This window comes from Myxococcus sp. AM009 (genome assembly GCF_013372605.1).
Taxonomy (GTDB): Bacteria; Myxococcota; Myxococcia; order Myxococcales; family Myxococcaceae; genus Myxococcus; species Myxococcus vastator.
This window is the reverse complement of record NZ_JABXEP010000110.1, coordinates 1-19,820: the sequence shown is the minus strand read 5'-3', so window position 1 is coordinate 19,820 and position 19,820 is coordinate 1. Positions and strand designations below refer to the sequence as shown.

Sequence of the window (19,820 nt, the reverse complement as noted above, 5' to 3'; positions counted from 1 at the left end):
GCGGCCTTTGGCTCCGGAGGCCAACGGCCTCAAGGGGCCATGGGGGTGGCCTGCGTCGTTGCCGTTGGCCCCTGCCCCGCCCTGTTGTCCGCGCGAATGGTGAACGTGTAGGTCGTCCCGTTCACCAGGCCGTCCAAGCGCCGCGACACGTCGTCCGGGCTCAAATAGAAGGTGTCCGTGTCGCCCACCGCGGGCTCGACCGTCACCACGTACCTCCACAGGGGGCCTCCATCCACTGGAGCCCGTGTCCACTCCAGGAGCACAGTACCGTCCCCAGGGGTCGCGGTAAAACTCCCCGGCAGACCCGGCGCGGAGTACGGCGTCGCTTGCACCCGGGCCGGGTTGAGACCCAGCCCCGCCTCATTCCGACTGAAGACCTCGATCACATGGTACTGCCCGTTTGGGAGCCCCGTCACAACAAGGCGCGTTTCGGTGATCGTTTCAAACCGGGTCGAGGGGCCTCCCCCCCCTTCGGAGACATCCACACGGTAGCTGGCGATGGGACACCCCCCCGTATCCGCTGGCACGGACCAGGTGAGAATGAGCTGCCCATCCTGGGGCTGGGCCTGCAACAAAGCCGGCGTTCCCGGGATGGCACAGGGCCGCTGCTCCTCGAACTCCGCGGGCGCGCCTTCTCCCTGCGCATTGATGGCGATGACGACGAAACGATACGGCGTGCCTGTAGTCAGGTTCCGGAACCTGTGCAGGGTCTCGGTCGTATCTGCGGTTTCGACCACGGTGTCCCCCTGTCGCAGGACCACCCGGTACCCTGTGATGGGGCTACCGCCCGTGTCCTCGGCTTCCCAGGCGAACGACAGCACGGTCGCGGTCCGGCTATGCACCCAGACGCGGGGCGCGCCGGGCACGGACACCGGCGTCACCGCGACCGGCGCGGACTCCGGCCCGGCCACCACCGCATTGGAGGCCGCCACGGTGACTTGATAGGCCGTGCCGTTGATGAGCCCTGAAACGGTGGCGTGCAGCTCCGTCGAGGTCTGTGCCACCACCACCGTCTCGCCCTGACGGACGGTGACGGTGTACCCGGTGACGGGCATGTCCGTCTCTTCGGGAGGGCTCCAGGACACCTCGGCGCTGCGGTCTCCCGGCGTCGCGGTGACCTCGCGCGGCGCCCCAGGAATCACCCGGGGGGTGACGGCCTCGGAAGGCGCGGACGCCGGTCCCTCCCCCTGCGCGTTGACGGCCGCGACGACCAGCGTGTACGTCTCACCGTTGGTCAGCCCCGTGAGCGTGAGGGAGGTACTTGTCCCCTCCTGGGAGTGTGCGACGGCGCCGTTGCGCAGGGCACGCACCACGTAGCGCTGAATGGGGCTGTTGCCCTCGTTTTCTGGCGCCGACCAGCTCGTGGTGACCAGGGTGTCTCCCGGCGTGGCCGTCACGGAGCGCGGCGCTCCCGGCACGCCCGAAGGCGTCGGCTCGCTCTCCCCACCGCACGCCGCCACCCCCACCAGGAGCAGCACACACCAGGCCTTCAACGGAATACGGTGCATCACGCTGACCTCGTTCCATGACTCCAGCAACGAGTCCCCCCGGGGACTTCGCCACCTGACGAATGAGCGCGGACTTTATAAGAGCCCACTCGCCCTGAAGATTGGGTGAAGCCGGACACCGCGTGTAGCCCGCAGGAGGGGTGCAGCGTGCTTGGAAGTCTCCACCATCGGCCGGAAAGACAAAGGCCCGGAACCGGCGGGATGACTCCCTCGGTTCCGGGCCTTGCCTCTGCGCGCGATGCAGGATTCGAACCTGCGGCCTTTGGCTCCGGAGGCCAACGCTCTATCCAGCTGAGCTAATCGCGCAGACACCTCTGACGGCGGGGCACAACTAGCCGAAGTTCCCCGCCGAAGCAAGCACGCAATCCCCCAACCGGGTGCGTGCGCCGGCGCATCCCCTCAGACAGGAGGCGGTGACGGCTGCCTCCTGCGGCGGGCAGCCAGCAAGGCGAACGCCACGAGCCCCAGGGAGGCAAGAGGTGCCCGGCCACCGCCGCCCAACGAACAACTCAGGCCGCCTCCGCGCGAGTCGACCTCCGTGGAGGGGATGAGCGTGAAGGTCACCAGCCCGCTGGCCGCGCTCTGGTTGCGTGCCAGGTCCTCCGCGTAGACGCTCACCGAGTGCTCGCCGTCAGGCAATGAACCCGCCAGCGTGAAGCGCCACTGCCCCGCTTCGTCCACAGGCGCCCGCCCGCGTTCGTCGCCATCCACCGTGATGACGACCTCGCTCGCCCCGCCCGGTGCGACTCCCCGGAACTGAGGCGTGCGCGTCTCCACGACGCTGCCAGGCTCCGGGAAGCTCAGCGAAGGGACGTCCGGAGGCGTGTCATCCACCGTCCAGGTGTGGGGCGCCGGCGTGTCGTCCACGTTGTCCACGGTGTCCACGGCGCGGACCTTCAGCGTGTGAGGCCCCTCCGGGAGCACGGGCAGCGTCACGGGGTTGTCGCAGGGCACGAAGTCAGCGTCATCCAGGCTGCACTCGTAGCGAACGTCCGCCTCATTGGAGCTGAAGCTGAACACGGAGCGAGTCGACTGCTCGAACGAGCCGGGCCCGGCGTCGATGATCGTCTCCGGCCGCAGGGAGTCAACGAACCAGGAATGCGTGGCAGGTGTCGGGTCCACGTTGCCAGCAAGGTCGCGGGCACGGACGTTGAAGACATGGGTGCCCTCCTGGGGGACGGTGACCTCGTAGGGCGTCGAGCAGTCCCGGTAGACCTCGTCATCGAGGCTGCATTGGAAGCCAGCGAAGTTCACCTCCTGCCGTTGCTCGAACGCGAAGGTGACGGTCCGCTCGCGGGTCCGATCAGGACGCGTCCCAACGAAGGCGGTGTCCGGCGGCGTGGCATCCACGATGAAGGTGCGCGGTTCGGAGGCGTCCAGCACGCTCGTATTGGAAGCCGGGTCCGTCAAGGTGGCGCGCAGGGTGTACTGCCGCTCCTGCAGTTGGAGCCCGGTCATCGTCCAGCCGAGCGTGTTGTCCGCCTGGGCCTGCCCCACGTTCAGCCCCTCCAGATACACCGTCACGGTTCCGGGCTCTGGGGCGATTCCCTCCACGTCAATCGTGGTCGTGTTGACGTACTCCGTCGCGGGCGCAGTGATGGTCGGCGGCCCTGGGGCCACCGTGTCCACGATCCAGGTAAAGGTATCACCTGTCATATCCCGGTCGCCGTTCTCCAAGTCCTCGGCACGGACGTTCAGCGTGCGCAGTCCATCTTCGACAGGAATGAACTGCTCGCTCACCGGGTCCTCTTGATCCGGTGTGACACCGCCGCAATCGAACTCGGGCCTGTTGTCCAGCGTGCACTTGAACGCCACAAGCGCCTTGTTCGTCCCGAAGACGAACCGGGCCACCGACTCGTTGGTGGGCGACCGTGTTGGCCGCTCCCGAATTTCAGTCGTGACGGGACCCGAATCGACCCGCCAGACATAGGTCGCGGGCGTTTCGTCAACGTTCTGCGCCGTGTCCACGGCGCGAACGAGCATCGTGTGCGAACCATCGTCAACCGGGAACCCGTCGCCCGAATTGCACCTCTCGAACGCGTCTCCATCCAGACTGCACTCGTAATAGTCGACGTCCACGTCCGCGGGTGACTCGAACCTGAAGACCGCGAGCAACTCGCTGGTCAAGACAAGAGGCACCTGCGTGAACACCGTATTGGGAGGGTCGACATCCACTTTCCACAAGTGACTTGCGGGCGACGCATCCCTGTGCCCCGCCCGGTCCACCGCCCTGACGTGAAGCCGGTAGGTGGTGTCACTGGAAAGGCCGTTGATGACATGGGCCGCGGGACATGTCTGCCAGGTTCCCGTGGTGGTCTCAGGCGCCGTCGTATCCAGTCGGCACTCGAAATGCACGACGTCCGTCGCGGATGAAGTGAAGCCAAACGCCGCGGACTCGGAGTTGTTCGGGTTCCGAGGAGGAGCCGGAGACGTGGGACTGATAGCGGTGTCCGGCGCGGCCGTGTCCACCACCCACGTATACGCCGCGGGCGTCGGGTCCACGTTGCCCGCTTCATCCACCGCCCTCACCTGCAACGTGTGCGTCCCGTCCGCGGGCTGGGTGCCGGGCGTGAAGGGCGAGGCGCACTCCTCGAAGGCCGCCGCGTCCAGGCTGCAATCGAAGCGCACCACGTCCGGGTCGCCGCTGCTGAATGTGAACGCCTCGTTCTGCGACGTCACCTCCTGCGGCGTCCCCGTGAACTCCGTATCGGGCGCCGCCGTGTCCACCGTCCACGCGTGCGTCGCCACGGAACTGAGATTCCCTGCGCGGTCCACCGCGCGCACCGACAGCGTGTAGCGCGAGCCAGACGCCAGGCCCGAGTAGAGCTTCGAGGCGGGGCACACTGCCCACGTGCCAGTCGTCGGGCTCCCCGTCGCCGGCACCTCCCCCAGTCGGCATTCGAAGTGGACGACATCCGGGGCCGTCGAATCGAAGTCGAAGCCTGCCGTCGTCTGGTTGCTGGGGTCCGGCGGGCCCAGCCGAATCGTCGCATCAGGCGCGGCCGTGTCCACCACCCACGTATACGCCGCGGGCGTCGGGTCCACGTTGCCCGCTTCATCCACCGCCCTCACCTGCAACGTGTGCGTCCCGTCCGCGGGCTGGGTGCCGGGCGTGAAGGGCGAGGCGCACTCCTCGAAGGCCGCCGCGTCCAGGCTGCAATCGAAGCGCACCACGTCCGGGTCGCCGCTGCTGAACGTGAACGCCTCGTTCTGCGACGTCACCTCCTGCGGCGTCCCCGTGAACTCCGTATCGGGCGCCGCCGTGTCCACCGTCCACGCGTGCGTCGCCACGGAACTGAGATTCCCTGCGCGGTCCACCGCGCGCACCGACAGCGTGTAGGAATTCTCGTGCTGGAGCCCGGACAGGACATGGTACGCCGGGCACGTCTCCCACGCGCCGTGTTCCGGGTCCTCCTCGGGAGGAATCACCACGCTCAGCCTGCACTCGAAGCGCTCCAGATCGCTGGCGTCCGAGTCGAAGCCAAACGTCGCAGTGGTGAGCCTCGACATGGACGCAGGGGGCACCGGGTCCGCCTCGCGAATGCTCACGTCAGGCGGGGCATGGTCCACCACGAATTCGATGACGGCGGGCGTCGGGTCCTCGTTCGTCGCGGCATCCCGTGCCACCGCCTCGAACCGGTACGTGCCACTGTCCTCTGAGATGTCATGACTGGACGTGGACTCGCAGTCGCCAAAATCCGGCGCGGGCTCATCAGGCCGAATCAGCCGACATTGCAGCGTGCAGGGAAGCGTCGCCGCGTCGTCGCATCGCTGGCCGTCTGACTCATGCCCTTCGACGGTGAAGGTGATTTCATCGGCGTTGGTCGGAAATGACAGACTCGTGGAGGCCTGTGTATCCGGCGGGAGGGTGTCCACGCGAACAGACAGGTCCGGGCTGTAGCTCCCCTGCAAGCCCTGACGCTCCAAGGCGGCCTTCAGCGTGGTGCTCCCCTCCTCAAGCGGGACATTGACGGTGTACGCCCCATTCGGACCAATGACGGTGCGCACCACGAGTTCCTGCACCGAGGCCTGGCCGGGGCGATCCCGGTAGATCAACAGTCCGGCCCCGGGCGTTCCGGTTCCTGTCACCACCGGAGACGCGGTGTTCACCAAAGCGTTGGCGATGCTCAGCGTCGGCGCGGCAATCGACTCAGGCATACCGCCGACCAGGAAGGTGACCGACCCGACATAGGGCGGGAGCCGGATGGAGGTGGCAGGAGGCATCGCCCCCCGGTCCACCGGCACCTCGTCATCGTCCACGGCCACCCCCGCCGCGCCACTGTCGACCGAGATGGGACAGCTCGACAAGACGCCCGCCTGAAGCAGGACACGTCCACCACCGCCGCCACCGCCAGGGCCCGCCGCGTTCGCCGTCCCCGAATGCACACTGTCGACGGAACCGCCCTGGCCGCCATTCGCAATGATGGCGGTGGTGCTGCAGGTCTCCGTCACGCGGATGGAGATGGAGCCACCAGCACCACCGCCGCCGCCACTGGCCGGGCTCTGGGCGGCGGACTCGCCAGACGCGTCGACCTGGCCACCCGACAGGCTGGTCGCGCGAAGGAAGACAATCCCGCCTCCCCGTCCACCGTTGGGTGCAGGAGCGGTCGCCGTGTCTCCCTGACCGCTGCCGCCTCCGCCACCGAACGTGAGGTGCGCGAGCGGCGAGTAGCTCAGCGCCGCGCCGCCAAGCCCGCCCACGGTCCGGCTGCCGTCCATTGACACACCACCCAATCCGCCCATCCCCGCATTGCCACCGCCACCACCACCTGACTGCATGCACACGCCAGCGCCGCCGCCATGGGTGAAGTTCCTGAGCCCCCGAAGGGCCTCGGCGCCGGTGAAGAGCGTGCTCGACAGCCCCTCCCCCTTCATTCCCAACTGGTAGTCGTCGGCATCCTCGGTGGTCTCGGTACACCCCTCCGCGGCCTCCGCCTCTTCTTCGACCACTTCGGGTGTGAACACGCCGCCGCGGAATCCGGCCGACGCGGCGCTGATGGCTCCCGTGCCATTGAGCTGGATGCCTCCCTGAGCGAGGAGCGCCACGACGCCACCGCTCGAGCCGTCCCACGCCAGCGCCTCGATCTTCGCGTCGTCCGCGACGGTGACGGAGGTGTACTGAGGAACGAGCACCACCTGCGTGGCGCCAGGGGCGTAGGTGTACTTGAGCGGCTGCGCCAGTTCCAACTCCCCCGAGGCGCTGTTGAAGCTCGAAATCGAGCCCAACTCCCACCTGCCCACCGCGCTGTTTCCCAGCTCAAGCGTGTCTTGCCCGAGCTCCTCGGCGGGGACCTCTTGCGGGGTGATGCCCGTTGTCTGGAGGACGAGCACCAATCGGTTGCTGGCGAAATTGTCGGCGACGTTGCCCTGGCGCCGGGCGCCCAGCGTCAGGAGCGGGCGCCCCCCGCCCGTCGTCGAGAGGCTCGTGACTGGGGCGTAGGTATTGACCTGCACCACCGAGGGCTGCCCCTCGGCGGAGGGGACCAGCAAGTCATTGCTGCTGCCGAGTCCCAGGAAGAACGTGTCCGGCCCCGCCACCGCGACAATGGCGCTCAACACCACGCCAACCGCGAGCCCCGCCTTGAGCCACGTACCTTTCACCGAGACGCTTCTCTTTGGATGGCCCATGGCTCAGCGACGGGGGGTGCCCGTCTTCTCCTTGTCGGGAACCACCAGCAGGAACTCCACGCGGCGGTTGTTCTCGCGGCCGTTCGAGGTCGCATTGCTATCGATGGGGCGATCCTGGCCAAAGCCCACGGACCGCAGCCTGTCGGGCTCAATCCCCTGGGTGATGAGGTACTGACGCACCGACTCCGCGCGGCCCTGCGACAGCCGCCGGTTCGCATCCGGGAAGCCGCGGTCATCCGTGTGCGCGCCCACGACCACGGACGGAATCTCCGGGTGCTCCTTGATGACCTTCGCCACCCAGTCCAGCACTTCAAATGAGCGGCGCTGCACGCGCGCCTGCGCGGGCTCGAAGAACACCTTGCCCATCACCACCAGGCGGTCTGGCCGCAGCTCCACCAGCGGCAGCACATGCAGCGGGCAGCCCAGGTTCTTCGCGTCGCCGGGCTCGTTGGCGCAGCTGTCCACACGGTTGGGCACCCCGTCCTTGTCCGAATCTGACTCCGGGCACCCGTTGCGCTCCAGCGGTCCCGCCTCGTTGGGACATTCATCCTTGTCGTTGTCGATGCCGTCACCATCGGTGTCCCGAATCGGGCAGCCGCGATTGTCCGCGGGGCCCGGGTCCGTGGGGCAGCTGTCGATTTCATCCGGGACCTCGTCCCCGTCCTGGTCGGGGATGGGACAGCCCTGACGCGCCGCCGGTCCCGGCTCCAGCGGGCAGCCGTCCAGCATGTCCTCGATGCCGTCCGCGTCGGTGTCCTGCGCGGAGCACCCCTGACGCGCGACGTCACCCGCGACCAGCGGGCACTTGTCATCTCCGTTCCGGACGCCGTCCTGGTCCTCGTCCAGGTCGGGGCACTCCACGACCTTCACGTCAGGTGGCAGCCCCATCTCACACATGACCGACGACTCGCCCGGGCCGCGCGGCGGCGTCACCTGACCGAAGGCACCGCCCACCATCAGCCGGAACAGCGGCGTTCCCGGCGCGGAGCCCACGCCAATGCCCACCAGCCCGAACAGCTCCAAGGAGGAGTTGACCAGGTAGCGCCCACCGGGCAACAGCTCCACGGAGGTGGGTTGGTTCGTCAGCGGAACCATGCCCCGCACGTTGAACTCCCACCGCATCCGCCGCCCCGTGGTGGCGAGCGCCAGCCCCACCCGGAGTTCCTCGCCCACCTCGTCCTCGAGGTCGCCTTCCTTCTCCGTCAACAACAGCCGGGGCCGCCGCGTGTACCCGACCTCCGCCCCCGCACGGATGAAGCCGAAATGGCGCCCCACCATCACCTTCGGCGCGAAGCGCAGCGAGTCCCCATCCCGGGAGAACGCATCCCGTGAGCCCAACGGCAATCCCACGCCCAGCTCCACCGCGAGGTCCACACCGCCATGCACTTCCTGCCGCAACAGGCCGAACCGGCCGCTCACCAGGGGCGTCGCCAGGGCCTGGCTCGCGGGCGCGGCGATGTTCTTCTGCTGCAGGAGCAGGGTATCCCCGCCTTGAAAGGCAACCAGCGGAACCTGGAGCCCAAGCTGCAGCCAGTCCAACGGCGCATAGGCGGCGGCCAGATGCGCGGTGGCCCGAGTCCCGACCACCGCCAGCTCCCGGCCCGTGTCGACGAAGAGCAGCGGGTTGTGGGCGTAGTGCGCCAGGACCGTGGCCCGGTAGTGCCCCTTGGGAAGCAGCTCACCCAAACCCACGAGGAGCGAGCCCTCCGCCCCGGGATTCAGCTCCAGGCGCTCCAGGTCGAAGCCACGCTGGAGGGGCGACGCATCCTGCCCCCCGGCGGACAGGGACGTCAGCGCGAGTGCCAGCGCGAGCCCGCGGTGCAGGAGCTCTTTTCTTCTCATGGTTCTCCCCGAAGCCGTCTGGGTACCCCGGGAAGACCCGCAGTTTCAAGCCAGCCCCCCTTTTCCACTCTACACCGAAGTCCGACCTGGAATGGGATGGCCCCAGCGCCAGCGCACGCCGGCAATGAAAATTTCGTGTCAGGCCCCGCTGGTACGCAATTCGTGGCATGCTGCCGCACCACTATCGGGCCTCATCCTCTGGAGGAGGCCCAGCGCCGGGGGTCTGTGGATGATCGCGAACGCCGCCTTGAAAGCCAACCAGGCTGAGTTCGAGTTCCAGGCAGGGGCCTTCACCGCCGGGGAGCTGGCCGTCCTGGGCTTTGAAGCCGAGGAGACGCTGTCCCAGCCCTACGCGGTGGAGGTGGCGCTGGCCGCCCGGCCGGACGTGGACGTGGATGAGAAGGCGCTCTTGGGCCAGGACGCGCGGCTCACCGTCATGCTCGGAGACGGCACCGCGCGCTTCTTCCACGGCATCGTGTCTCGCATGTCACGGTGGGACGAAGGCAGCGGCCCGGAGCGCCGCCGCTACCGCGCCACCGTGGTGCCGCGGCTGTGGACGCTCCGCCACCGTCGCAAGAGCCGCATCTACCAGGAGCTGACTGTCCCGGACATCGTCCACAAGGTGCTGGACGAGGCCAAGGTGGAGCACCGGCTGGCGCTCACCGGCGAGTACCCCAAGCGCGACTACTGCGTGCAGTACCGCGAGTCCGACCTCGACTTCGTGTCCCGCCTCCTGGAGGAAGAAGGCATCTTCTACTTCTTCGAGCACGGCGAGGACGCCCACATGATGGTGCTGGGCGACGGCGCCTCCGCCAACCCCGCGATGCAGGGCGAGTCCAAGCTCGTCTTCCGCGAGCGCAGCCAGATGGTCGCCTCGCAGGAGTACGTCCACGAGCTGGTCTCCCGCACGGAGGTGCAGCCCGGCGCCGTGGCCCTGCGCGACTACAACTTCCTGCGCCCCGCCCAGGACCTGGGCGCCAGCTCCGAGGCGGAGGCCGGCGAGGCCGCGCTCGAAATCTACGACTACCCCGGCCGCTACGAAGAGCCCGCGCCCGGCCGCAGCCTGGCGAAGGTGCGCCTGGAGGAGCTGCGCGCGCGGGCGGAGACGGTGACGGGCGCCAGCTACAGCCGCCGCGTCTGCGTGGGCCACTCCTTCGAGCTGGCGGAGCACCCGGACGAAGCCGCCAACCGCAAGTACCTGCCCGTCTCCGTGCGGCACCTGGGCCACCAGTCGGAGGCGCTGAGCATCGAGCAGGGCTCGCTGCGCAGCCGGGAGGACTACCGCAACGAATTCCTCTGCCAGCCCGCGGAGGTGCCCTTCCGCCCGCCGCGCGTGACGCCCCGGCCGGTGATTCCGGGCGCGCAGACGGCCATCGTCGTGGGCCCCAGCGGCGAGGAGATCCACACCGACGAGCACGGCCGCATCAAGGTCCAGTTCCACTGGGACCGCGAGGGCAAGAACAACGACAAGAGCAGCTGCTGGATTCGCGTCAGCCAGGCCTGGGCGGGCCCGGGCTGGGGCGCCCTGTACCTGCCGCGCATCGGCCATGAGGTCGTCGTCGAGTTCCTCGAGGGCGACCCGGACCGGCCCATCGTCACCGGCAGCGTCTACAACGGCGCGAACCCGACGCCCATCGACCTGCCCGGCAACAAGACGCAGAGCACGCTGCGCTCCAGCTCCAGCCCCGGCGGCGCGGGCTCCAACGAGCTCCGCTTCGAGGACGCGGCCGGCAGCGAGCTCGTCTATCTGCACGCGCAGAAGGACTTCAACATCGTCGTGGAGAACGACAAGACGCAGGAGGTCCGCGGCAACGAGACGCTGCTGGTGCGCAAGGACCGCTCCCGCGTCATCGAAGGCAACCAGGCCCTGCTGGTGAAGAAGAACGACGACAGCACCGTCACCGGCAACCAGACGCTGGCCGTCACGCAGAACCGCTCCACCACCGTGGGCGGCAACCACACCGAGGCGGTGGCCGGGGACCAGTCCATCAGCGTCAGCGGCAACCAGGCCCTCACGGTGGCCATGGCCTCCGCGGAGACGGTGGCCCTGGGGAAGATGCTCAACGTGGGCGGCGCGCTCGCCGTCACCGTGGGCGCCGCCTTCAACGAGCTGGTGGGCGGCCTCAAGTCCGAACAGGTGGGCGGCGCCAAGGTGGAGGTCGTCGGCGCCAAGAAGTCCGAAACGGTCAAGGGCGCACGCACGCTCCAGGTGGGCGGGGACCTCTCCGAAGAGGTGGGGAAGTCCCGCACGCTCAAGGTGGACAAGGACATGCTCGTCAGCGTGGCGGGCAAGGTGAACCACGCCGCCAAGGACGCCTACACGCTGTCCGCCAAGGAAATCTCACTGGTTGCCCAGGAGCAGTTCACCCTCAAGGTGGGCTCCGCCACGCTCCAGGTGAAGAAGAACGGGGACGTGGTCATCAAGGGCGCCAAGATTGAGGTCAACGCGTCAGGCGACGTCGTCATCAAGGGCTCCAAGATTTCCGAGAACTAGGAGCAGGCAGGGAACCGCCATCAGGGGGGTGGCTTGAATCCTGTCCGTCCTGTCTGGCAGTTTACGCTTCGCACGGAAGTTGTAAGGACCCGTGCGTTCTTTCAAGGAATACGAATCTTGGCGCTAGGACACACAGGCGCCGGTCGGGTGAAGCGTGCCGGCCGGAACCTTCGGTGGGGTGTGGTCATCGCGCTCGCGGCCGCCTTGAGCGGGAGCGCGGGCTGCGTGAAGCGAGTGTCCCAGGTGTGTGAGACGCCGCCGCCGTTCCAGGTGGTGGTGGATGCGTCGGAGCAGCTCAATCCCGACGCGCGCGGGCGCTCGCTGCCCACCGTGGTGCAGATCGTCCAGCTCAAGGACAGCGTCCGCCTGGAGCGCGCGGGCTTCAAGGATTTGTGGGGCAAGCCGGAGGAGCTCCTCAAGGAGGACCTGCTCCAGGTGGCCGAGCTGGTGATTCCACCCGGCAACAAGGTGAAGCGCTGGGTGCAGCGTGATCCCAAGGCCCGCTTCGTCCTGGCCATGGGGCACTTCCGGCAGCCGCTGGGCTATTCGTGGCGGACGGTGGCGGCGCTCCCCGTGGTGGAGGAGGCGCGCTGCGTGGAGCGCCCCGCCGGTGACCAGGGCGACCCGAAGCCGGGAGACGAGGTCTTCCGCTACCGGCTGCAAGGCTATCAGATTGACCTGATGTTCCGGCCCATGACGCAGGCGCCGGAGCCTCGACTCCAACCCCAAGCTGGCGACGGCGAGTCGCCGCGGAGAGGTGTATGAAGTCCGTGCAGCGAGTCGTGTGGTCGGAGGGCATGTTCATGAGCCCCCACCACCTCCAGCAGCAGGACCTCTACCACGAGCAACTCCTGGATCAGCGGCTGGCGTCGCTCGAACCGTATCCCTGGGGCGTGGTGGCCCTGGAGTTCGACATGGAGGCGCTGCGCGCCGGCCAGGTGCAGCTGACCCACTTCACCGGCATCCTCCCGGACGGGCTGCCCGTCTCCTTCGAATCCGGAGACGCGGAGGCGCCGCCCGCGCGGCCCGCGGACGGCTACTTCCCGCCCGCCCAGCGCACCCTGGACGTGTACCTGGGCGTGCCGCGCGAGCGCAGCGGCGTGGAGAGCTTCGGCAGCGGGGAGCGGCTGGGCAGCAGCCCGCGCTACACGCCCGCCTCCCGCCCCGTCAGTGACTTGACGGCCTCCACCTCCATCTCGCAGGTGGCCTTCGGTCAGCGCAACGTGCGGCTGCTGTTCGGCACCGAGCCGCGCGACGACTTCGAGTCCATCAAGCTGTGCGAGCTGTCCAGGGACCGCTCCGGCAACCTGACGCTGGTGGAGTCCTTCATCCCGTCGTGCCTGCGCATCGACGCGTCCGCGTTCGTCATGAACGAGCTGCGGACGATGCTGCGGCTGATGGTGTCCAAGCAGCGGCAGCTCTCCTCGCGGCGGCGGCACCGGGACGCGTCAGCGCTGGAGTTCACCGCGGGCGACGTGACGCTCTTCCTGGAGCTCAACGCGCTCAACGGCACCATCCCCTTCCTCCAGCACGCGCTGGACGCGGGCAACCTGCGTCCGCGGGACTTGTACCTGGCGCTGGCGCAGTGCGCGGGGCAGCTGTGCACCTTTTCCGTCAGCGCGGACCCGTCCACGCTGCCCACCTTCCAATTCACCAACCTGCGCGCCACCTTCGAGGAGCTGTTCCGCCGCCTCTCCGAGCTGATGCGCTCGGTGGCGCTGGAGCAGTGCCTGTCGGTGGACCTGACGGCGGGCGCCGACGGCATGTTCCGCGGCCGGCTGGAGGACGACCGGCTGGAGCGCTGCGGCCACTTCATCCTCGCGGTGCGCAGCGAGCTGCCGGAGCGGGTGGTGGCCGAACAGCTGCCCAAGCTGTCGAAGGTGGCCGCCTGGGAGGACATCCGCGCGCTGGTGCAGGCCGCCGCGCCCGGCGTGCCGCTGGCGGTGACGTACCGACCGCCGCCCGAGGTCCCCGTGCAGCCGGGCACCGTGTACTTCAGCCTCTCCATGAATGACGGCTACTGGAGGAACGTGATGAGGGATCGCAACCTCGCCATCTACCTCCCGCAGCCGTTCGACGCGAGCCGAACGACCGTGGAACTGCTCGCGGTCCCCACCGCCAATCGCTGACGCCCCGAGCCGCCCATGGACCGAGTCACCGAAGCCACGAAGGACTGTTTCGACGCCGCCATCCAGCTGCGCGGCTCCGAAGCGTCGGCGGTGCCCCCGCCCGAGACGCTGCACCACCGCCTGCGCGGCGTGGTGGATGAGACGCTGCGCCGCGCCGCCGTGCTGGGCTTCAGCCATCAGGACGCCCAGGACATGGCCTACGCGCTGGTGGCGCTCATCGACGAGGTCGTCCTGGGCCGCCCGGAGGAGTACCGGCAGCTCTGGATGCCCCTCCAGCTCCACTACTTCAATGAGAACGTCGCCGGTGACGGCTTCTTCGCGCGCCTCAACACCGTGCGCAAGGACCCGCACCGGCACGAGGTGCTGCAGGTGTACTACCTGTGCATGCTCTTCGGCTTCCAGGGCCGCTACCGCATCCGCGGCGGCGAGCTGGAGCTGATGACGCTCATCGACACGGTGCAGAAGGACCTGGAGCGCGCGCGGCCCTTCGACTTCGACGTGCTGTCGCCGCACGGGGACCGGCCCACCGAGTCGCTGCTCTCCAAGCGCAAGAAGGCGTCGATGGTGGGCATCTCCGCCGGGGCGCTCGCGGTGGCCGTGCTGTTCTACGGCGTGCTGCAGTTCTTCCTCAACGACAAGATAGGTGAGCTGAAGAGCCGCATCGAGGTCCACGCGGCCCGCAACACGGCGACGAGCGCCAGCCAGACGCAGGCGGCGGGAGGGACGCAGTAATGGCGTATCTGTTACCGCTGCTCGGCATCGGCGCGCCGATGTTCGCGTTGCTCAACTACCTGGGCTTCACCCTTCAGCAAGCGGCCATCATCGCCGCGCTCGCGGGCCTGCTGGCCGTCGGCGTGGTGTGGCTCGTCAAGCGCATCCGCGCGCGCGCCGCGGCCAAGAAGCTGGAGGGCGCGCTGGCGGCGCAGGCGGATGAGCAGGCCACCACCGTGCGGCCGGACCTGCAGCCTGAAATCAAGGCGATGCAGTCGGAGTTCACCAAGGCGGTGGAGGCGCTCAAGGCCTCCAAGCTGGCGCGCGGGGGCAAGGACGCGCTGGCGGTGCTGCCCTGGTACCTCATCGTCGGGCCGCCGGGCGCCGGCAAGAGCACCGCGCTGCGCAACTCCGGGCTGAAGTTCCCGTACCTCTCCGCGCGCGGCGGCGTGCGCGGCGTGGGCGGCACGCGCAACTGCGACTGGTGGCTGACCAACGAGGCCGTGCTGCTGGACACGGCGGGCCGCTACACCAGCGCGGAAGAGGACCGGCCGGAGTGGCTGGCCTTCCTGGACACGGTGGCGAAGCACCGCCCCAGCCGTCCCATCAACGGCCTCATCGTGGCCATCAGCGTCAGCGAGCTGCTGAACGCGGACCCGCAGGCCGTGGGGGAGATGGGGCAGACCATCCGCGAGCGCCTGGATGAAATCACGACCCGGCTGAAGATGCTGGTGCCGGTGTACGTGATGATCACCAAGTGCGACCTGCTGCCCGGGTTCGTGGAGATGTTCTCGGACTTGTCGCGCGTGGAGCGCGGGCAGATCTGGGGCTTCACCGTGCCGCTGGAGCAGCAGCGCGAGGCGAGCACGGACCTGTTCCGCGAGCGCTTCGACCAGATGCTCTCCGTGCTGGAGCAGCGCTCGCTGCGCCGGCTGGGCCAGGAGCGCCGGCTGGAGACGCGCGAGAACATCTACGGCTTCCCGCAGAAGTTCGACGCGCTCCGGAAGAACCTGGCGGAGTTCCTCCAGCCGCTCTTCCTGGAGAACGTGTTCCAGGACACGCCCGTCTTCCGCGGCCTGTACTTCAACAGCGGCACGCAGGACCTGCGCCCGGTGGACAAGGTGTCCCCGTCCGCGGCGGAGATGTTCGGCAGCACCAACGGCCGGGCGCAGACGGATGGCGCCACGGAGGGCCGCAGCTACTTCCTCTGGGACGTCTTCACCAAGGTGATGTTCCAGGACCAGCAGGTGGCGGTGCGCAGCTCGCTGGAGGAAGCGCGGGTGCGCCGCCAGCGGATGGTGCTGGCCAGCGCGGCCTCCGCCGCCACGGTGCTGCTGCTGTCGCTGCCCACGGTGTCCTTCTTCAAGAACCGCAACATGGCGGAGGCCGTCACCGAGGCCATCACCAACGTGAACCTGGACCCGCGTGACGACATCCGGCGCGTCGAGGACCTGATTCCGCTGCGCAACCGGCTCCAGGAGCTGACGGAGTACGAGGAAGGCAGCGCGCCGGTGTTCATGCGCTTCGGCCTCTACCAGGGCCAGAAGCTGCTGCCCCAGGCGCGCCAGTTCTACAACGCGGCGCTGCGCCGGGTGCTGCTGGGCAAGCAGTTCGAGCTCATCCAGCAGCGCCTGGACACCTTCGGGAAGAACCCCGATTTGCTGACGGTGCGCAGCGACGAGGACTACAGCAAGCACTTCGACGCGTACCGCCAGTACTTCGATGACTTGAAGATGTACCTGCTGGTGACCACGCCCCGGGATCCGCGCGAGCCGGAGCTGGACGAGACGCAGCGCAAGTGGCTCCAGGACGAAATCGTGAAGCACTGGAAGCGCGTGCGGGGCGACGCGGTGGACGAGCGGGCCGTGGCGAACCACGCGGAGACGTTCCTGCTGATGCTCGCCAACGAGCAGATGCTCCCCGAAGAGCAGAAGCCGGCGCGCGAGCAGCGCATCGCCTTCGGCCGCGTCACCGGCGTGGTGCAGTCGGCGCGCCGCTCGCTCAACAACGTGCCCCTGGTGCGGCTGGAGCTGGCGCAGCTGGTGGCCAACATGAGCGGCGCGTACCCGGACGTGACGTTGGAGCAGCTCGTGGGCTCGGTGCCGCAGATGAGCGCCAGCGCGCGCGTGCGGGGCGCCTTCACGCGCAAGGCCTATGACGACGTCATCCGCGAGCGGCTGGACCTGGCCTTCCAGGACCAGCAGTCGTGGGTGCTGGACCGCGATGAGAAGGTGGACACGGTGAGCTCGCGGCGCGAGCTGCGCACCCGCTACTTCGAGGCCTACACCCAGGAGTGGAGGGACTTCCTCGGCGCCATCCGCGTGCATGCCCCGGAGAACCTGACGCAGATGGAGAGCCTGCTGACGAACCTGACGCGCGGCAAGCCCAAGCCCTACGGGCGGCTGTTCCGCGCGCTCACGTACAACGTGGTGCTCGACAAGCGCGACACCAAGGCGGCGGAGGCCGACACGGGCTTCCTGGCCAAGGCGGGGAAGCTGTTCGGCTCGGAGTCCGGCGAGGACGCGCCGAAGAAGCGCGAGCTGCTGAACGCCAACTCGCCGTCCGGCGCCCAGGAGGTCACCGCCCGCGACGTGGAGCGTGAGTTCGCCTCGCTCATCCGCTTCGCCACGGAGTCCTCCAAGACGGAGGACGGCGAGGAGTCCCTGACGGCGCTGGATTCGTACGAGGACCAGCTGGCCACCGTCCAGACGACGCTGCTGGCGGTGAAGGACAAGCCGGCCGAGTCCGGCCTGCTGCTGGACAAGATTGAGTCCACCCGCAACAACGTGGAGATGATGGTCCGCAAGCAGACGGACAACGTCGCCATCTTCGAGAGGCTGCTGCTGCCGCCGTTCCAGGAGATGCGCTCGGTGGTGTTCGTGGGCGTGGCCTGCAACAAGAGCAAGCTGTGGCAGGACCAGGTGGTGACGGCGTGGAGCAGCGCCTTCAAGGGGAAGTACCCTTTCGACCGCGCGTCGCAGGCGGACGCGCCGCTGCCCGAGGTCGCGGAGTTCCTGCGCCCCGAGGGTGGCCTGGTGCGCAAGTTCGTCAAGGAGCAGCTCCTGGAGGACGTGGTGGCCACCGGACGCCGGTGGGAGTTCACCTCGTCGGGCGGCGTCATGTACCGGCCCGACCTGCTCGGCTTCCTGGAGAAGACGGGCGCGCTCTCCACCACGCTCTTCCCTGGCGGCGACACGGTGGACCCGCTGGTCCGCTTCCAGGTGCGCCTGCGCCCGGGCGTCTCCGCGGACGGCCTGGCGTCGCAGATTTCGTCCATCACCCTGACGCTCGACGGGACGGACGAGACATACCGCAACGGCCCGGACACGCTGTGGAAGCCGATGATCTGGCCCGGGCAGGCCGGCAAGCTCGGCGCCCGCATCACCGTGCAGAGCGCGGATGGCTCCACGGAGACGACGCTGGAGGCCGAGGGGGACTGGGGCCTGTTCCGCCTGCTGGAGCGCGTCAAGCGCATCGAGCCCAGCGCCGACGGCCGCTACTTCACCGCCACGTGGGAAATCGAAGAGATGAACGGCGCGCTGGTCTCCATCGACTTCCGTCCGGAGCGCACCGCCAACCCGTTCTTCGGGATGTCGGGCAACACGTCCAAGCTGCTGGCCATCTTCCGGGACCCGGGGTTGCAGCCGCCCGTGAGCATCGCGCGCAAGGGCGGGTGCGCGACGCCGGCCGTCGCGGCGGATGGAGTTCACTGACATGGCAGTGCAGTCGCCGCGCATCGGCCTGCTGGGCAAGACGCCCCGACAGGCAGAGTTCATCCGCCACAACGCGGCCACCCCGCTGGCCCTCCAGCTCTACGGCTGGATGGAAGCGGGCGTGGAGCGTTCGCGACGAGCCCGGGTGGACCTGCCCGCCGAGCCCGTCAGTTTCGTCTTCACCGCGCCCGGCCAGAAGCAGGCGCTGGTGGGGGTGATGGCGCCCAGCCAGGACAGCGTGGGCCGGACCTTCCCCCTGGCCATCTTCGCCGAGGCGTCCTCCGCGGACACGGCCTCGCGGCTCGCGTTGACGCCGGAGGCGTACCAGCCCTTCCTGCGCGCCGCCGGTTCGCTGGCCCAGTCCGCCGCGGAGCTGGAGGTGCCACAACTGCTGGAGCGCGTGGCGGCGCTGCCCCTGCCGGGCCCGGGGGACTACAGCCTCGCGAAGCGGCTGCTCACCGCCGTGCTGGCGGACCACCACACCGTGGACCTGCTGGGCCCGGTGGTGGAGGGCACGCCGGAAGGTGGGCGCTACTACGCGCTGCACACCTTCCTCACCGCGTGCGCGGGCGAGCGCGGCAAGGAGCAGCTACCGGCCGGCGTCACCCTGGACTGCCCGCTGTCCACGCGCGTGGGGCCGGTGGCCTGGCTGGAGCTGTCCTCGCGGCTGCTCAAGTGGACGCACCAGCCTCCAGCCTTCTTCTGGTCCGAGGGCGACAAGCCCCGGCTGCTCATCAGCCTGGGAGCGGCCTCCCCTGCCCTGTTCCTCGCGCTGGCCCAGCCCAGCCGTCCGGGCGCCCAGGTGTGGCCGCTGCGCACCGAGCGCCCCGCCGCCATCGACAACGCGCGCAAGGGCCTCACGGCCTCCGCGCGCCAGGTCATCGACGCGCCGTCCACCACCCTGGAACAACTGTTGCAGACGCTTTCGCGCTGAAGTCCCACCACGCCCATGCCTCCCACCTTGGAACAGCTTCGCGAGCGCGCCCTCCCCTGGACCGAGCCCGTGCCGGGGGCTTCCCCGGCCGGCGTGCAGGCGAAGCACGAGCCCGCCTACGAGGCCGTCGCGCTGGAAGTCGCGAAGTTGGAGTCCCCGGCCAGCAACGCCGTGCGCTGGGATGACGTCGTCGAGGGCGCGAGCGCGCTGCTGAAGCACACCACGAAGGACCTCTGGCTCGCCTCGTACCTGGCCTATGGCCTGTATGCCACGCGAGGCGTGGACGGCGCGGCCACTGGCACGGCCGTGCTCGCCGAGGTGACGGAGCGCTACTGGCAGGACCTCTTCCCGGAGGCGAAGCGGCTGCGCGGCCGGGCCAACGCCGTGGCCTGGTTCGTGGACCGGCTGGGCAGCATCCTGCCCACCGTGGAGCAGGCCTCCGTGAGCGCGGAGCCCCTGGATGCGCTGGCGGTCGCGGTGAAGCGCCTGGCCCAGCTCTCACGCGAGCGGTTCGCCGACATGGCCCCCGCGTTCGGACCGCTCCAGGACGCCATCACCCGGCTCCGCGCCGGACTCCCCGAGCCCGAACCCGCGAGCGTACCCGAGGGACGCACCGCGTCCCCGGAGGACGCGGACGCCTCGCAGCCACCGGTGGATGGGCATGCGTCGTCCCAGGACGAGGCCCCCGCGCCCGGCGAGGCGGGAGCGCGCGCTGACACGTCCACGAAAGGCAATGACAGCCGCTCGGCGCGGGACACGGACAAAGCCAACACCGCCACGGGCAAAGGCAGTGCAGCCAACCCGAGCAGCGCCGCCGCCAACGGCACACAAGCCCCCCCGCGCCCCGCCGCCCTCGAAGTC

At 68.9% G+C, this 19,820-nt stretch carries 10 protein-coding genes and 1 tRNA gene; 7 read left to right on the top strand and 4 right to left on the bottom strand.

All coding sequences use genetic code 11. The features are described 5' to 3' along the window. Positions 1 to 29: 29 nt before the first annotated feature. The 4 genes from HV824_RS24395 to HV824_RS24380 all read right to left on the bottom strand — a co-directional run bounded on the left by HV824_RS24395 (position 30) and on the right by HV824_RS24380 (position 8,978). Positions 30 to 1,508 carry a fibronectin type III domain-containing protein gene (locus HV824_RS24395; protein WP_255208307.1) on the bottom strand — a complete coding sequence of 493 codons (1,479 nt, stop codon included), beginning with the start codon at positions 1,506 to 1,508 and terminating at the stop codon, positions 30 to 32. 232 nt (positions 1,509 to 1,740) lie between these two features. Continuing rightward, positions 1,741 to 1,814, bottom strand: a tRNA-Arg gene (locus HV824_RS24390). A gap of 93 nt (positions 1,815 to 1,907) precedes the next feature. Continuing rightward, positions 1,908 to 7,109, bottom strand: coding sequence for an Ig-like domain-containing protein (locus HV824_RS38260; RefSeq protein WP_176424354.1), 5,202 nt, complete (start codon positions 7,107 to 7,109; stop codon positions 1,908 to 1,910). Between the two features lie 30 nt (positions 7,110 to 7,139). Further along, entirely contained in the window at positions 7,140 to 8,978 is a 1,839-nt protein-coding gene (locus tag HV824_RS24380) for an OmpA family protein (RefSeq protein WP_176424353.1), read from the bottom strand. Between the two features lie 229 nt (positions 8,979 to 9,207). On the opposite strand from HV824_RS24380, the gene tssI reads away from it, so the two are divergent. The 7 genes from tssI to HV824_RS24345 all read left to right on the top strand — a co-directional run. After that, a complete protein-coding gene (tssI, locus tag HV824_RS24375) occupies positions 9,208 to 11,472 on the top strand; it encodes a type VI secretion system tip protein TssI/VgrG (protein WP_176424352.1) in 2,265 nt (754 codons plus the stop codon). A 147-nt stretch (positions 11,473 to 11,619) separates the two neighbouring features. After that, positions 11,620 to 12,237, top strand: coding sequence for a type VI secretion system lipoprotein TssJ (gene tssJ, locus HV824_RS24370; RefSeq protein ID WP_163783876.1), 618 nt, complete (start codon positions 11,620 to 11,622; stop codon positions 12,235 to 12,237). Further along, positions 12,234 to 13,601, top strand: a complete 1,368-nt coding sequence (gene tssK, locus HV824_RS24365; RefSeq protein WP_163783875.1) for a type VI secretion system baseplate subunit TssK — start codon at positions 12,234 to 12,236, stop codon at positions 13,599 to 13,601. The genes tssJ and tssK overlap by 4 nt, the downstream gene beginning before the upstream one ends. Before the next feature lie 15 nt (positions 13,602 to 13,616). Then, a complete protein-coding gene (locus HV824_RS24360; protein WP_176421269.1) occupies positions 13,617 to 14,333 on the top strand; it encodes a DotU family type IV/VI secretion system protein in 717 nt (238 codons plus the stop codon). Then, positions 14,333 to 18,025, top strand: a complete 3,693-nt coding sequence (tssM, locus tag HV824_RS24355; RefSeq protein WP_176421268.1) for a type VI secretion system membrane subunit TssM — start codon at positions 14,333 to 14,335, stop codon at positions 18,023 to 18,025. Before HV824_RS24360 ends, tssM begins: the two co-directional genes overlap by 1 nt. Position 18,026: 1 nt before the next feature. Then, the gene (gene tagF, locus HV824_RS24350; protein WP_176424351.1) at positions 18,027 to 18,959 is read left to right on the top strand and encodes a type VI secretion system-associated protein TagF; all 933 of its coding nucleotides are present in this window, start codon (positions 18,027 to 18,029) and stop codon (positions 18,957 to 18,959) included. 15 nt (positions 18,960 to 18,974) lie between these two features. Next, positions 18,975 to 19,820, top strand: an 846-nt coding sequence (locus HV824_RS24345) for a type VI secretion system ImpA family N-terminal domain-containing protein (protein WP_176424350.1), incomplete at its 3' end; no start/stop codon positions are given.

What these genes read in the sequence shown, in the direction of transcription:
- tagF (WP_176424351.1), top strand. Translation starts at nt 18,027, where the DNA reads ATGGCAGTGCAGTCGCCGCGCATCGGCCTGCTGGGCAAGACGCCCCGA.
- tssM (WP_176421268.1), top strand. Translation starts at nt 14,333, where the DNA reads ATGGCGTATCTGTTACCGCTGCTCGGCATCGGCGCGCCGATGTTCGCG.
- tssI (WP_176424352.1), top strand. Translation starts at nt 9,208, where the DNA reads ATGATCGCGAACGCCGCCTTGAAAGCCAACCAGGCTGAGTTCGAGTTC.
- tssK (WP_163783875.1), top strand. Translation starts at nt 12,234, where the DNA reads ATGAAGTCCGTGCAGCGAGTCGTGTGGTCGGAGGGCATGTTCATGAGC.
- HV824_RS24380 (WP_176424353.1), bottom strand. Translation starts at nt 8,978, where the DNA reads ATGAGAAGAAAAGAGCTCCTGCACCGCGGGCTCGCGCTGGCACTCGCG.
- HV824_RS24360 (WP_176421269.1), top strand. Translation starts at nt 13,617, where the DNA reads ATGGACCGAGTCACCGAAGCCACGAAGGACTGTTTCGACGCCGCCATC.
- HV824_RS24395 (WP_255208307.1), bottom strand. Translation starts at nt 1,508, where the DNA reads ATGCACCGTATTCCGTTGAAGGCCTGGTGTGTGCTGCTCCTGGTGGGG.